The sequence below is a fragment of the Haloarcula nitratireducens genome (assembly GCF_019599505.1).
The window spans coordinates 518986-532389 of record NZ_RKLT01000001.1 but is presented as its reverse complement, the minus strand read 5'-3'; the positions used below and the strand labels follow the sequence as shown (position 1 = coordinate 532389).

Below are 13404 nucleotides of genomic sequence, written 5' to 3'. Positions count from 1 at the left end.
TAATTGGGTCCGAGCGCTTATTATATGCGCCGGGATACTCCTCGATAGGGGGACGAGAGGCGACCCCGCTGACCTCCCTCGAAACCAATGAGTACGAACGCCACGGACGACACGAACGACGCCGCGATGGACGAATCGGCACGCCGCTACGCCGAGCTGAACATCGGTGACGAAGAGTTCGTCATCTACGACCGGGAGAACCACCAGGCGTGGATTCAGTCGACAGTGTCGCTACACGTAGACGAGCTCCGTTGACCGTGGGGCGTTACTCGTTTTGGTAACGGACGTGACGACGGCAGACTGACGGGACAGATCTCCTACCTGTTTTCATTTTTGAAGTCACGAGAGCACGAGCGTCGCGATCGCTCGCCAGAGACAGAGCAGCGTCCCGCCGATCAGCACGGAGACGACGGCGAAGGTCAGCGCCGCGCCCCCGTGAAATACCGCGGTCGCCCGCAGTCCCATCGCGACGACGACGGCCAGGATCCAGCTGACGGCGGTGACGCCGAGCGTTCGTCCGAGCTTCGCCGTCGCGTCGGTCGCGTAGAGTCCCGCCGCCCCGGCCATCAGCGCCCAGCCGACGAGGAACGGCGCGAACGTGCCGGCGACGCGCCCCACGTCGACGAGCGGGTTGTAGCCGTGTTGGTACTCGCCGGCCGCGACGAAGAGGAGGATCGCCGCGAGGTCACCGGCCGCCAGTACCGCCGTTCGCGATGACGGTTCGATGCGCTGCCATCCAGCCGTCGAGACGCTCATACGTCGCGTTCGGACTCCCCGTACTTCCCTGTCCCGTTCGTGACGCCAGCCACCGTGTAGCCGAAACCCCGCTCGACCACGCGCGGGGCGAACCCCGCCGTCGCCATTCGCGTCGTCAGTTCGTCCGGCCGGAGGAAGGTAGACTCGAAGCCCACGAGGTGTTCTGCAGTTACCAACGCCCGTCCTCGGAGCGTCCCCGGATCGAACTCCCTGACGACGAGGACGCCGCCCGGACGCAGGACGCGGCGGGCCTCTGCCAGTACGGCATCGACTGCGCCCATGTGATGCAACGCGTCGACGATCAACACCGCGTCCACGCTCGCCGTCGCGACGGGGAGTCGGCCCGCGTCGCCGGCGACGGTATCGAGTCCGTGTCGCCGCGCCTGTCGAAGCATACCCGGTGCGGCGTCCACGACGATCCGTCGCGGGACTTCGAGCGCCCGGACGGCCCGTCCCGAACCGCCGCCGACGTCGAGTACCCGTCGAACGTCCCGCTCCGCCGCTCCGAACCCTCGACGCAACTTGCTCGCTCGCGCCGGCGGCATCACGCGGTCGTAGGCCCACGAGAAGCGGTCGAACGGCCCGACGTCGCTCTGCATATCTATCTGTTGGAGAGCGAGCCCTAAACCTCGCTCGCCACAGCGTACAACTTTCTGGCCACCGAACGCCCCGTATGGAGTTCGCGCTGCTGGGGTGGCCCGAGGACGACCATCGCCTGCGCCTCGACCACCGGCGCTTCGCCTACGCCGGGAAGTTCGTCATGACCTCGACCGGCAAGGCCGTCGTCGGCGACGACGGCGTGGTCGCCGCCGCCGCGTTCGACGCCGACCGGACCGACGCCGAGACGCTCTGTGTCCGCTACGTCACCGTCCGCGAGGACCGGCAGGGCGAGCGGCTGGGGGCTCGGCTCCTGCGCTTCGTCCGCGAGCGGGCGAGAGAGCGGGGCTACGAGCGCGTGACCATCGGCGTGAACAACCCCTTTTCCTATCAGGCGGCCTACCGCGCGGGGCTGTGTTTCACGGGCGAGGAGAGCGGTCTCGCGGAGCTCACTCTCGCCTGGCCCGGCGACCGAAGTCAGTCTCGGTACCAAGCGGGACTGGACGTGTTTCGGGAACGCGACCTCTCGTCGGAAGAGACCTCGTTTCTAGCCGACAAGCGCGAGCGCGACCCGCCGGCAGTCCTCTCTCCGCCGGCTTAGACCGGCTCGGACTCGAAGAGGCGCGCGTCGCAGTTCCCGCAGGCGACCGCGGCCACGTCGTACTCGCTGCAACAGGACTGGACCGTCTCCGTCCCGAACGTCGGCGTCCCGCCGCACGCCGGACAGGTGTCGAGGAACAGTCGCAGGCCGTTCAACACCTGGCCGCGCCGGCGAACCGACAGTCGCTCCCAGCCGTCGTAGTTCTCTTCGAGGACCCGCGCGGCGGCGACGTCGGCCTCGAAGGCCGCCCGCGACTCCCACGTCCCGACGTACCCCTCGTCGACTCGCGCGCGGAACGCCTCGCCGTGGTCCTCGAACTCGACCTCCGTGTCGTCGAGGTTCAGCTGCGCGAGCAGCGCCGTCCGGTCCGGGTCGGCCTCGTCGAGCGCGTCGCGCCACGCCTCGCTGTACCACTCGGTCAGACAGAGGTCGTCACCGCACGGTTCGAGCGCGCCGATGTCGAGCAGCAATCGTTCGACGTCGACGTCCTCCTCGGGCGTCGTCGCGGTCCCCGACGGCTCCGCCGCAGGTCCCTTGCCGAACAGCGCCAGCGCGCTCGCGGGCATGTATCGCTTCGTCAGCGTCGGCGTCCCCGGCACCAGATACCCCCGGAGGTAGATGGCGGCGGCGGCGGGCAACAGGACGGCGGCCGCGGCGAGCGTCGCAACCGTCGAACCACTGGCCCGGAAACCGAGGACGGCGGCGAGCAGCGCGAGACCGACGGCGACGACGCCGTTGACGGCAGTACACGGGAGACAGCGGTTCTCGCCGGTGTACTCCGGTCGCTTGAGGCGGTCGACTACGCTCATCGACGGATAATTCGGCGTGCTCCCTGTTGAATCTTACCCGTCCCGGGAGATTCAAACCGCTGTCCCCCTAACGATGGCCAATGGGAAACGCAGATCTCCGCTCGCTCGCGGTCATCGAAGACGTCTCCTTCGACGATTTGGACGGAACCGTCGTCGCCGTGGACGCTCACAACTGGCTCTATCGCTACCTGACGACGACGGTCAAGTTCACGAGCGACCGGAAGTACACGACGAGCGACGGAACTGAGGTGGCGAACCTCATCGGCGTCGTCCAGGGGCTCCCGAAGTTCTTCGAACACGGCCTGACGCCCGTGTTCGTCTTCGACGGCGCGGTCACCGACCTCAAGGACGACGAGGTCGAGAAGCGCCGACAGCAGCGGGAGCGCTACGAGAAGGAACTCGAAGCGGCCCGCGAGAGCGGCGACAGCGTCCGCGCCTCCAAGCTCGACTCGCGCACTCAGCGGCTCACCGAGACCATCGTCGAGACGACGCGCGATCTCTTGGAACTGCTCGACGTCCCCATCGTCGACGCGCCGGCCGAAGGCGAAGGGCAGGCATCGTACATGGCCCGACAGAACGACGTGGACTACGTCGGCAGCGAGGACTACGACGCCCTGCTCTTTGGCGCGCCCTACACGCTCCGGCAACTGACCTCCAAGGGCGACCCCGAACTGATGGACTTCGAGGCGACGCTCGACGAGCACGACCTCACCTGGGAGCAACTCGTCGACGCCGCCATCCTCATGGGGACCGACTTCAACGAGGGGATCGCCGGTATCGGCCCCAAGACCGCCGTCAAAGAACTGCACGAACACGGCGACCTCTACGCCGTCCTGGAAGCCCGCGGCGACCACATCGACCACGCCGACCGCATCAGGGACCTGTTTCTCGACCCCGCCGTCACCGACGACTACGAGGTCAGGACCGATATCGAACCGGACGTGGCGGCCGCGCGTCGATTCGTCACCGAGGAGTGGGAGGTCGACCCCGAAGAAGTCACTCGCGGGTTCGAGCGCCTCGAAGAGTCCGTCGTCCAGACGGGACTGGACCGCTGGACGTAGTCGAGAAACGGGACCCGTCGTGAGCGGAGAACGACCGGCGTCAGACGACCGACTGGACCTTCTCGACGGAGTCGAGATTTCGGTTCCGAACCGCCTCGCCGGAGCGCGAATCGAAGACGTGAATCGCCTCCTCGGGGAACCGAACCGTCACCCGGTCGCCGCCCTCGACGTCTCGCATCCCCTCGACGGTGGCGATGAAGTGCGACTCCTCGCTCCCGTCGAACGTGAGGTGGACCGTGTTCTCGTTCCCGCGCGGTTCGACCACGTCGACGACGGCGTCGTAGTCGTGACGGCCGGACGCCGTCTCGATCACTTCGACGTCCTCCGGACGGACCCCGAGCGTGACGTCGGTGTGGTCGCCCAGTTCGTCGACGGTCCGCTCCGAGAGTTCGTACTCGAAGTGGTCGGTGACGAGCGTCGAGCCCCGCCGGTCCGCCTCGAAGAAGTTCATCGACGGTTCGCCGATGAACCCCGCGACGAACAGGTTGTTGGGCTCGTGATAGCACTCTAGCGGCGTCGCGGCCTGCTGGAGTCGCCCGTCGTTGAGGATGGCGATGCGGTCGGACATCGTCATCGCCTCGGTCTGGTCGTGGGTGACGTAGACGGTCGTCACGTCCAGGTCCTCTTGCAGGTGCTGGAGTTCCGTCCGCATCTCCGAGCGGAGCTTGGCGTCTAAGTTCGCCAGCGGCTCGTCCATCAGGAACACCTCCGGGTCGCGGACGATGGCCCGGCCGAGCGCCACGCGCTGTTGCTGGCCGCCGGAGAGTTCGCCCGGCTTTCGGTCGATGAGGTCGTGGATACCGAGCAGTTGCGTCGCGTCGGTCACGCGCTCGTCGATCTCGTCGTCCGAGAGCTTCGTCGATTGTTCCAGCCCGAACGCCATGTTCTGGCGGACGCTCATGTGCGGGTACAGCGCGTATGACTGGAACACCATCGCCACGTTTCGCTGGGCGGGCGGCTGGTCGTTGATGATATCGTCGCCGAGTCGGATCTCGCCGGACGTGATGTCTTCGAGGCCGGCGATCATCCGCAGCGTCGTCGACTTCCCGCAGCCGGAGGGGCCGACCACACAGAGGAACTCGCCGTCCTGGATGTCGACCGACACCTCGTCTACGGCGACGATCTCGCCCTCGTCGTCGTCGTGGAATATCTTCGTTACGTCGTCGAGTGTTAGATTTGCCATTCTGTGTACCTCCTATTCAGCGACACCCTTTGCGAACTGTTCACCGAAGAAGACGTACACGAGCAGCGTCGGCAGCGCGGCGACGATCGCCCCGGCCATCGTGGTGTTGAACGACTGGACGACGCCGCCGGTCAGGGCGGTGAGTCGCTGGGTCGCGACGTTGGCCGCCGGTTCGTTGACCAGCACGAGCGCGAACAGCAGGTCGTTGTACACCTGCGTGAACTGGTAGATGAGCGTCACCGCGAACATCGGGAGCGACAGCGGCAGGATGATGTTCTTGTAGATGCTGAACGCCGTCGCGCCGTCTAAGCGCGCGGCCTCGATCATCTCGTCGGAGATGCTCTTGTAGTACGACCGGAACAGCAGGGTACAGATAGGCAGCCCGTACGCCGCGTGGGTGATCGACAACTGGATGAGCTGGACGTTTCCGTCTCGACTCGGGTACACCCAGTTACCGTTGGTGTAGAACCCGAAGACGGTGTTGACGAAGCCGTTCATCAGGTCCGGGAGAATCTGGTACCAGAACTGCGAGAGCGGCACCAGCACGGCCTGGTACGGGATGAAGATACCCGCGATGATGAGCACGACGACGCCGACCTGTCCGCGCCAGTCGAGCGTCGTGAGCCCGTAGGCGGTCAGGCTGCCGAGCAGCGCCGACAGGATCGTCGCCGGGATCGCCATCAGCATGGAGTTGACCAGCCCCGGACGGAGCGTGTTCCACGCCGTCTGGAGCGCGGACAGCGTGAAGCCGTCGGCCGACGGCGGCGCGAACGGGACGGTCTGAGCGAACGCCTGCTGGGTCTTGAACATCGTCATCACGGCCGTCTCCATCGGGAAGAGATAGAAGACGATGCCGAACAGCAAGACGACGTAGAGACCGATACGGCTGCGTTCCATGTTCCGGAGCCGCTGAATGGGATTTCGATCAGACGTACTCATAGTTGACCTCGCTTGTATTCACTGTAGAGATACGGGCCGATGACGAGCAGCGCGAGAACGAACAGCACGATGGCGATCGCGGAGCCGTACGCCCATCGGAGGCTGCTGAACGCGACGCGGTACATCATCGTCGCCAGGATGTCCAGGTTCGCGCCCGGCTGTGAGCCGCGGAGCGCGTAGATGAAGTCGAACGCCTTCAGCGCGAACACCATCAGCACGACGGACGCCGAGACGGCCGAGGCGCGCAGTTGCGGGATGATGACGCGGAGGTACATCCGCACCGTCGACGCGCCGTCGACGCGTGCGGCCTCGTAGTGCTCGTCGGGGATCGCGCGCAGTCCGGCGAGGAACACGACCATCGCGTAGCCGCTGAACTGCCAGATCAGCGCGAAGATGACGGCCGCGAGCGCCGTCGTGTTCCAGGAGAGCCACTGGACGACGGTGGCGTTGACCGTCTCGGGTTTCAAGAGCGAAACGACCAGTCCTTCGAGATTCAACAGGCGAAGGAGCTGGTTGAACACGCCGTTCTTGGCGTTGTACACCCAGGCCCACATCGTCGCCGTCACGACGAACGAGAGGCTCATCGGGAGCAGGTAGATGGTCCGGAACGTGTTCTCGAAGCGGATGTTCTGGTCGATCAGTATGGCGACCAGCATCCCGAGGGCCAGACAGAGGATGGTGAACACCACCAGAAGTACGATGGTGTTCTGGGTCGCCTGCCAGAACGCCCCGTCGCTCAGCATCGTCGCGTACATGCTGAAATCGAGCTGGCCGTAGTTGGGCTCGCCGAGGCCCTGGAAGTCCGTCATCGAGAGGAGGACGTTCCAGAAGATCGCGCCGTAGACGAAAAAGCCCGCCAGCAACACCGGCGGTAGCCAGAACGGGGCCGACTCGATCAGTTCCCACTGGACGGGTAACGAATCCCGGAGCGTATCCCGTCGTCGGTCGCCGACGACGGTCTCCGTCCCACCGTCCGTCGCTACTTGTCTGTCGTCCGATTCCTCCCGCGATGTCGCCGACCGGAGGGTATCCCCGGCTTTTCGGAGTCTATTGAATATCTCGCGCATGGTTGTGTCAGTCTACGCGGACGTGAGTTCGTCGTACACCACGTCGACGGCGTCGTCTGCGCCGGATCCCGACGCCCCCGGTGATAACACCGTGGACGCCGTCCGTCCCCGCTCGGTCGCGGGGACGGCCGCTACGTCGCTCACCCACCAGTGAGCGAGTCGTCGCGCCGTCGGCACCGCTGGTGTACCACTAGCACCCGTCGTCGCCTCGCCGCGCTCTGGCTCCTCGCTGGAGCGACCACCGCGGTCGGCGGAGGCGTCCGAAGCTATCGTCGCTCGCGTGCAGGTGGCACGAGTGCGCGGTAGCTCCGAAGATGGGTCGTCAGTCATGGTTGTCACCGTGGAGTCGAACTCATCCTAAGTGGCGAGACCCAACACTTAATGCTTCCGAATATTCATGCATATCAGCCGGCGACTGAAACGCCGAAATTCGTCGCGCTCGGCGTTCTATGGTGATAATTCGTGATTTTATTCGATGCCTTCTTGGTTTGGAGTATCATGGAGGTCTATCGCCGATAAAACCGATCTAGAGGTCGAAATACCCGAAAATTCTACGTAGGAACCGACGATCTCTCTCGTAGTTCCCTGGAAGACGAGTTAACCGGTCGACGGCGAACTGAGAACACCTCCATTTCGGGTGGAGTTCGGTAAAATGTGGTGAACGAGTACGTAACGATTAGTAGGTGACGTCCGTCGACACGGCGGGACGTTCCGGACGTACCGGTGGGTTTTACGCGAGGGCGTTCGACCGGTCGTACGTATGAGTGACGAGTTCAGGACCGAACAGGACAGTCTCGGTGAGATGGAGGTCCCGGCCGACGCGTACTGGGGCGCACAGACCCAGCGCGCGATAGAGAACTTCCCCATCAGCGAGGTCACGTTCGGCCGGCGGTTCATCCGCGCGCTCGGGGTCGTCAAGAAGGCCGCGGCGCAGGCCAACCGCGACCTCGAGATGATCCCCGAGGAGAAGGCCGACTGCATCGTCGAGGCGGCCGACGAGGTCATCGCGGGCGAACACGACGACCAGTTCCCCGTCGACGTCTTCCAGACCGGCTCCGGGACGTCCTCGAACATGAACGCGAACGAGGTCATCTCGAACCGGGCGACCGAGCTCTACGGCGGGGAGATCGGCACCCGCGAGATCCACCCCAACGACCACGTCAACTTCGGGCAGTCATCGAACGACGTCGTCCCGACGGCGATGCACGTCGCCTCGCTCGAAGCGGTCGAGAAGGACGTCCTCCCGGCGCTGAAGTCGCTGCGCGACGCGCTGAAGGAGAAGGAAGACGAGTTCGAGAACGTCGTCAAGACCGGCCGAACGCACCTGCAGGACGCTACGCCCATCACGCTGGGACAGGAGTTCTCGGGCTATCGCACCCAGGTCGAGAAGGGCATCTCGCGCGCACAGGACGTAGAGGGCCGGCTCTCGGAGCTCGCGCTCGGCGGCACCGCCGTCGGGACGGGGCTCAACACCCACCCCGAGTTCCCCGCGAAGGCCGCGGAGTACATCAGCGAGGAGACGGGCGTCGAGTTCCGCGAGGCCGACAACCACTTCGAGGCACAGGCCGCCCACGACGCGATGTCGGAGGCACACGGCGCGCTGCGGACCGTCGCCGGGTCGCTGAACAAGATCGCCAACGACCTCCGGCTGCTCGCCTCGGGGCCGCGAAACGGGCTCGGCGAGATCGACCAGCCGGAGAACCAGCCCGGCTCTTCGATCATGCCCGGCAAGATCAACCCCGTGGTCGCCGAGGCGGTCAACCAGCTCCACAAGCAGGTCGTCGGCAACGACGCCGCCGTCTCCGCCGGGGCCGCGGAGGGACAGATCGACCTCAACCTCTACAAGCCCGTCCTGGCCTCGAACTTCCTCCAGTCCGCGCGGCTCATCGCCAACGGGAGCGAGGTGTTCGCCGAGAAGTTCGTCGCCAAACTCGAAGCCGACGAGGAGCACTGCGCCGAGCGCGTCGAGCAGAGCATGGCGCTCGCGACGGCGCTCAACCCCGCCATCGGCTACGACAAGGCCAGCAAGGTCGCCAAGAAGGCGCTCGCCGAGGACAAGACCATCCGCGAGGTCGTCCTCGAGGAGGGCTACCTCGACGAAGACGAGGTCGACGAGGTGCTGGACCCGAAGAAGATGACCGAGCGCGGGATTCTGGGCGACGAGTAAGCGGGGACCGCCGCGATGCGTGCGTGAACCGCGGTCGTCGTCCAGTAGGCGAGGAGTAGCGAACGAGGGGCGGAGCAGCGTCGAAGCGACGCGGTATCGTGTAACCCCACAAAATAATGCTCTTCTAAACGAAACGCGCATTCGATGCCCTCCAGACGTAGCTTCCTCGCATCAGTGGGAGTCGCAACAACGGCTATCGTCGCAGGTTGTCAAATCGACTCGGGATACGACGCCGCGGCGAACGCCGCCGGCGACGACACGGACTGGCCGACGACCGGCCACGACCGCCAGCACACGCGATACGTCCCGGCGGGATCGGGGCCTCGGTCCGGCGTCACCGAGCGCTGGCGCGTGGAATCGGGGCTGGTCACCGCCGAGCCGGTCGTCGTCGGCGACACCGTCTTCGCGACCGTCGGCAGCGATATGTTGGCTCTCGACGCGGAGAGCGGCGAGGAGCGCTGGTCGGCCGACTCGGGAAACCGGGGAGCGAGCTACTGGGCCGCGCCGGCGGTCTACGACGGGACCGCGTACGTCACCGGCAGCGAACGAGCCAGGGCGTTCGACGTCGAATCGGGCGAGCAGCAGTGGTCTCGGCGGTTCGAGTCGCCCACTGCCGGATCGACGGTCGGGTACGAGGGGAGCGGGCTGTTCGTCGCCGCCGGCGAGAGCGTCTACCGTCTCGACCGCGAGACCGGCGAGGTAGCGTGGCGGCGCCGTCTGTTCGGCCAGATTCGCCGACCGGTCGCGGTGAGACCGCCGTTCGTCGTCGCCGTGACCGAGGGCGGCGACGTGTACGCACTCGATGAGAGCGACGGTGGCGGATACTGGCGGACGGAGTTGCCCGACGCGGTCCAGTGTACGCCGACGATGGCGGGCCGACGCATCTTCGTCGGCTGTTTCGACGGCAACCTGTACGCGCTGGGCCACCGCGGTCAGCGCGAGTGGGCGACCGAGATCGGCGGGTTCGCAAAGGGTGGTATCGGCGTCGCGGACGGCACGGTGTACGCCGACGGCGGCCGCGAACTCCACGCCGTCGGGGTCGAGGATGGGGAGCACCGATGGCGGATCGGTCTGGGAACGACCGGCGACCATGCCCCGGTCATCGTCGGTAACACCGTCTACGTCGGCGGCGACCGTCTCCGCGCGCTCAAGCCGGGCGGCGGCGTCGGCGTCGGCGACGTCCGCGTCGAAGCCGCTCGGTTCACGGCGAATATCGGTCGCTACGTCGGCCAGCTATCCGCCGCGAACGGCTCGCTGTACGCTCACGTGACCGAAGAGACCGACGACGGAGAGCGGAACGTCTTGGTCCGACTGGACCCCGAGTGAAATCCGTCCGTCGAGCCGTGTCGACTCCTCGCCGTTCAGTCGATACCGTCCACCCAGCGCGGCGTCGAGACGCCCGTGCTGCCGAACCTGCGGTATCGGAAGCTGTACGTCACCCGGTCCGTCTCCGTCCGGTAGTGAACCTCCAGTCGGTGGACGACGCCGCGGGCGTCGACGAGGAGCGAGACTCGGTACGACTGCACGGCGGATCTAGATGGCGGAGTTCCGCCGGACCCGGTCACCCAGAAGAACCGCCGTCCGTCTCGTCGAACGACCCGAGTTCGACTCTGCGGGACGGCCGCGTACTCCTCGATGTAGAACGCGGCCTCGTAGGCGAACTGGTCCTGCGTGAACCGGATGCGGCCGCCGGTCTCGGTGACGTCGCCGTCGTCGCTGCGCTCGTACCAGCGCCGGCCGTCGGCGAAGGTGGTCTGTCGGTAGCCGGCGACCGGCTCGTCGTCCAGATACCGCTGCCGGTGCAGGTGATGGAGATACCGCTTCGCGCTGGCCACTCGCGTCGTCTCGTTGCGGGCGAGGACGACGGTGCCGTTCGGCGTCTCGGTCGTTCGCCGATACCGCTCGTAGAAGGTGTACGAGCGGTTCTGCAGCGCTTGTCGGTGCGCCGTCGCGAGAACGTCCGCCCGGTGTAGTCCGTCCTCGTCGATGCCGGGCGGGAAATCCATCTGCGCCCGGGTCGCCGTCGGCGGGTCGGGGACCGGCGCCGGCGTGACCGTCTGCGAGCGCGGGGCGTCGCCGAACCCGGAGAGGCCGCTGCACCCGGCGGTCACCGCGAGCAGACCGACGAGGAGGGCGGACTGCCGGCGCACACCCGAGGCAAGTGCGCGAGAGGCAAAAGCGCGAGGGGCTGATCGGCACTGCTGTAAGTCGTCTCCGGATCTCGCCGTCCGGTGTCGGCGAATCCCCGGGAACAGTTACACCAGTCCCGATGAAGGGAGCGTTTTTTGCCCCCCGGTCCCGGACCATCCGACAATGACTGCCGCCGACTTCGACTACGAGGATCTGGGACTGGTGGCCGGACTGGAGATACACCAGCAACTGGACACCGCGACCAAGCTGTTCTGTGAGTGCCCGACGGAACTGCGCGAACCGGAGGAGTCCGGCCGGCGCTTCACCCGCTATCTCCACCCGACCAAGAGCGAACTCGGCGAGATAGACGACGCGGCGCTCGAAGAGAGCATGGTCGACCGCGAGTTCGAGTATCTGGCCTACGACACCACCTGTCTGGTCGAGGAGGACGACGAACCGCCGCACCGCGTCGACCGGGAGGCCATGGAGACCGCGATGGAGATCGGTCAGCTCATGGACATGAGCGTCGTCGACCAGGTGAACGTCATGCGGAAGATCGTCGTCGACGGGTCGAACACGACCGGCTTCCAGCGGTCGATGCTCGTCGCCAACGACGGCGCGATCGAAACCGGCGACGGGCAGGTCGGCATCGAGGACATGCTTTTAGAGGAGGAGTCCTGTCAGCGCGTCGAGGAAACGGAAGAGGGCGTCCGCTTCTCGCTCGACCGCCTCGGCATCCCGCTGGTCGAGATCGGGACGAAACCGGACATCCGCTCGCCCGAACAGGCCCGCGAGGCCGCCGAGCGAATCGGGATGCTCCTGCGCTCGACCGGGAAGGTGAAGCGAGGGCTGGGGACCATCCGGCAGGACGTGAACGTCTCCATCGCCGAGGGCGCGCGCATCGAACTCAAGGGCGTCCAGAGCCTCGACGACATCGACGACCTGGTGCGCAACGAGGTCCGCCGGCAGGTCGAACTGCTCGACATCGCCGAGGAACTCGACGAGCGCGGCGCGACCGTCGGCGACCCGCAGGACGTGACCGACACCTTCGAGGACACCGAGTCGGGCGTCATCCGCGGCGCGCTCGACGGCGGCGGGCGCGTGCAGGCCGTTCTCCTCGCCGGCTTCGACGGCCTCGTCGGTCGGGAGCTCCAGCCCGACCGCCGCCTCGGGACGGAGTTCTCGGACCACGCCAAGCGCCACGGCGCGGGCGGCATCTTCCACACCGACGAACTGCCGGCCTACGGCGTCACCGAGGCCGAAGTCGAGGCGCTGCGGGAGGCCGTCGGCGCGGGTCCCGAGGACGCCGTCGCCATCGTCGCCGACGACCCCGAGACGGCGGACCTCGCTATCGACGCCGTCGCGGAACGCGCCGAGACGGCACTCTCCTGCGTGCCCGAGGAAACCCGGGACGCACTGGAGGACGGCACCTCGCGGTATCTCCGGCCGCTACCCGGTGCCGCGCGGATGTACCCCGAGACGGACGTGCCGCCGGTCGAACCCGACGTGACCGACGTGGAGACGCCGGAACTGCTGACCGAGAAGGTCGAGCGCTACGAGGAGGAGTTCGGTCTGGACTCCGGCCTGGCCGAGCAGGTCGCCTACGGCCAGCGGTGGCCGCTGTTCGAGTCGCTCGTCGGGCAGGACGCCGTCGACGCGACGCTGGCGGCGGGGACGCTCGAATCCACGCTGACCGAACTCCGCCGCGACGACGTGCCCGTCGAGCGCTTGACCGACGACCACCTCCGAGAGACTATCCTGCTCGTCGACAGCGGCGAGGTCCCGCGGGAGGGCATCGAGGACCTGCTGGCGGCGCTCGCCGAGGACCCCGACCTCTCGGCGGAGGAAGCCGTCGAACAGGAGGACTTAGGCGGCGTCGACGAGAGCGAGGTCCGCGAGGCCGTCGAGGAAGTGGTCGAGCGGAACGCGGAACAGGTCGAGACCGAGGGGATGGGCGCGTTCTCCGGCCTCATGGGCGAGTGCATGGGCGCTCTTCGCGGGAAGGCCGACGGCGACACTGTCAGCAGCGTGTTGCGCGAGGAGATACAGAAGAGAGCCTGAGCGGCACGTCTACTGGCTCCTTTCTCCGCTCTC

Annotated in this window: 14 protein-coding genes; 6 read left to right on the top strand and 8 right to left on the bottom strand. The window is 66.5% G+C overall.

Translation table 11 applies throughout. From position 1 onward, the window contains the following. Nucleotides 1-87: 87 nt before the first annotated feature. Nucleotides 88-255 carry a DUF7331 family protein gene (locus EGH23_RS02760; RefSeq protein ID WP_164509614.1) on the top strand — a complete coding sequence of 56 codons (168 nt, stop codon included), beginning with the start codon at nt 88-90 and terminating at the stop codon, nt 253-255. An 84-nt stretch (nt 256-339) separates the two neighbouring features. Here the strand turns inward: EGH23_RS02760 and EGH23_RS02755 are convergent, their stop codons facing one another. Both EGH23_RS02755 and EGH23_RS02750 read right to left on the bottom strand, forming a co-directional pair. Next, nucleotides 340-756: a DUF3054 domain-containing protein gene (locus EGH23_RS02755; protein WP_220578500.1), complete on the bottom strand. Its 417-nt coding sequence runs from the start codon at nt 754-756 to the stop codon at nt 340-342. Beyond that, on the bottom strand, nt 753-1355 hold the full coding sequence (locus tag EGH23_RS02750) for a class I SAM-dependent methyltransferase (protein ID WP_220578499.1): 603 nt from the start codon (nt 1353-1355) through the stop codon (nt 753-755). The genes EGH23_RS02755 and EGH23_RS02750 overlap by 4 nt, the downstream gene beginning before the upstream one ends. A gap of 74 nt (nt 1356-1429) precedes the next feature. On the opposite strand from EGH23_RS02750, the gene EGH23_RS02745 reads away from it, so the two are divergent. After that, the gene (locus EGH23_RS02745; RefSeq protein WP_220578498.1) at nt 1430-1954 is read left to right on the top strand and encodes a GNAT family N-acetyltransferase; all 525 of its coding nucleotides are present in this window, start codon (nt 1430-1432) and stop codon (nt 1952-1954) included. On the opposite strand, the gene EGH23_RS02740 is transcribed toward EGH23_RS02745, so the two are convergent. Further along, the gene (locus EGH23_RS02740) at nt 1951-2763 is read right to left on the bottom strand and encodes a DUF8054 domain-containing protein (protein WP_220578497.1); all 813 of its coding nucleotides are present in this window, start codon (nt 2761-2763) and stop codon (nt 1951-1953) included. The two genes, EGH23_RS02745 and EGH23_RS02740, sit on opposite strands and share 4 nt — an antisense overlap. Nucleotides 2764-2843: 80 nt before the next feature. Between EGH23_RS02740 and fen the strand changes: the two genes are divergently transcribed. Beyond that, on the top strand, nt 2844-3824 hold the full coding sequence (gene fen, locus EGH23_RS02735) for a flap endonuclease-1 (protein ID WP_220578496.1): 981 nt from the start codon (nt 2844-2846) through the stop codon (nt 3822-3824). Nucleotides 3825-3864: 40 nt separating this feature from the next. Here fen and EGH23_RS02730 read toward each other — a convergent pair whose 3' ends face one another. From EGH23_RS02730 to EGH23_RS02715, 4 genes are read right to left on the bottom strand one after another with little or no spacing between them, the layout of a single operon-like run. Continuing rightward, nucleotides 3865-5007 carry an ABC transporter ATP-binding protein gene (locus tag EGH23_RS02730; RefSeq protein WP_220578495.1) on the bottom strand — a complete coding sequence of 381 codons (1143 nt, stop codon included), beginning with the start codon at nt 5005-5007 and terminating at the stop codon, nt 3865-3867. Between the two features lie 12 nt (nt 5008-5019). Continuing rightward, the gene (locus tag EGH23_RS02725; protein WP_220578494.1) at nt 5020-5946 is read right to left on the bottom strand and encodes a carbohydrate ABC transporter permease; all 927 of its coding nucleotides are present in this window, start codon (nt 5944-5946) and stop codon (nt 5020-5022) included. Beyond that, entirely contained in the window at nt 5943-7013 is a 1071-nt protein-coding gene (locus tag EGH23_RS02720) for a carbohydrate ABC transporter permease (RefSeq protein WP_220578493.1), read from the bottom strand. The genes EGH23_RS02725 and EGH23_RS02720 overlap by 4 nt, the downstream gene beginning before the upstream one ends. 12 nt (nt 7014-7025) lie before the next feature. Next, a complete protein-coding gene (locus tag EGH23_RS02715) occupies nt 7026-7343 on the bottom strand; it encodes a hypothetical protein (protein ID WP_220578492.1) in 318 nt (105 codons plus the stop codon). Nucleotides 7344-7773: 430 nt separating this feature from the next. Here EGH23_RS02715 and EGH23_RS02710 point away from each other — a divergent pair, with 430 nt between their 5' ends. Both EGH23_RS02710 and EGH23_RS02705 read left to right on the top strand, forming a co-directional pair. After that, nucleotides 7774-9180 (top strand): class II fumarate hydratase, encoded by a 1407-nt coding sequence (locus EGH23_RS02710; RefSeq protein WP_220578491.1) that lies wholly within the window; start codon nt 7774-7776, stop codon nt 9178-9180. Nucleotides 9181-9324: 144 nt separating this feature from the next. Beyond that, nucleotides 9325-10506 (top strand): PQQ-binding-like beta-propeller repeat protein, encoded by a 1182-nt coding sequence (locus tag EGH23_RS02705; RefSeq protein ID WP_220578490.1) that lies wholly within the window; start codon nt 9325-9327, stop codon nt 10504-10506. 35 nt (nt 10507-10541) lie between these two features. On the opposite strand, the gene EGH23_RS02700 is transcribed toward EGH23_RS02705, so the two are convergent. After that, a complete protein-coding gene (locus EGH23_RS02700; RefSeq protein ID WP_220578489.1) occupies nt 10542-11330 on the bottom strand; it encodes a hypothetical protein in 789 nt (262 codons plus the stop codon). A 163-nt stretch (nt 11331-11493) separates the two neighbouring features. Between EGH23_RS02700 and gatE the strand changes: the two genes are divergently transcribed. After that, nucleotides 11494-13371, top strand: coding sequence for a Glu-tRNA(Gln) amidotransferase subunit GatE (gene gatE, locus EGH23_RS02695; RefSeq protein WP_220578488.1), 1878 nt, complete (start codon nt 11494-11496; stop codon nt 13369-13371). The last annotated feature ends 33 nt before the right edge of the window (nt 13372-13404 follow it).

Excerpts from the sequence above, each read along its gene's own strand:
- EGH23_RS02760 (WP_164509614.1), top strand. The coding sequence starts at position 88 with ATGAGTACGAACGCCACGGACGACACGAACGACGCCGCGATGGACGAA.
- EGH23_RS02755 (WP_220578500.1), bottom strand. The coding sequence starts at position 756 with ATGAGCGTCTCGACGGCTGGATGGCAGCGCATCGAACCGTCATCGCGA.
- EGH23_RS02750 (WP_220578499.1), bottom strand. The coding sequence starts at position 1,355 with ATGCAGAGCGACGTCGGGCCGTTCGACCGCTTCTCGTGGGCCTACGAC.
- EGH23_RS02745 (WP_220578498.1), top strand. The coding sequence starts at position 1,430 with ATGGAGTTCGCGCTGCTGGGGTGGCCCGAGGACGACCATCGCCTGCGC.
- EGH23_RS02740 (WP_220578497.1), bottom strand. The coding sequence starts at position 2,763 with ATGAGCGTAGTCGACCGCCTCAAGCGACCGGAGTACACCGGCGAGAAC.
- fen (WP_220578496.1), top strand. The coding sequence starts at position 2,844 with ATGGGAAACGCAGATCTCCGCTCGCTCGCGGTCATCGAAGACGTCTCC.
- EGH23_RS02730 (WP_220578495.1), bottom strand. The coding sequence starts at position 5,007 with ATGGCAAATCTAACACTCGACGACGTAACGAAGATATTCCACGACGAC.
- EGH23_RS02725 (WP_220578494.1), bottom strand. The coding sequence starts at position 5,946 with ATGAGTACGTCTGATCGAAATCCCATTCAGCGGCTCCGGAACATGGAA.
- EGH23_RS02720 (WP_220578493.1), bottom strand. The coding sequence starts at position 7,013 with ATGCGCGAGATATTCAATAGACTCCGAAAAGCCGGGGATACCCTCCGG.
- EGH23_RS02715 (WP_220578492.1), bottom strand. The coding sequence starts at position 7,343 with ATGACTGACGACCCATCTTCGGAGCTACCGCGCACTCGTGCCACCTGC.
- EGH23_RS02710 (WP_220578491.1), top strand. The coding sequence starts at position 7,774 with ATGAGTGACGAGTTCAGGACCGAACAGGACAGTCTCGGTGAGATGGAG.
- EGH23_RS02705 (WP_220578490.1), top strand. The coding sequence starts at position 9,325 with ATGCCCTCCAGACGTAGCTTCCTCGCATCAGTGGGAGTCGCAACAACG.
- gatE (WP_220578488.1), top strand. The coding sequence starts at position 11,494 with ATGACTGCCGCCGACTTCGACTACGAGGATCTGGGACTGGTGGCCGGA.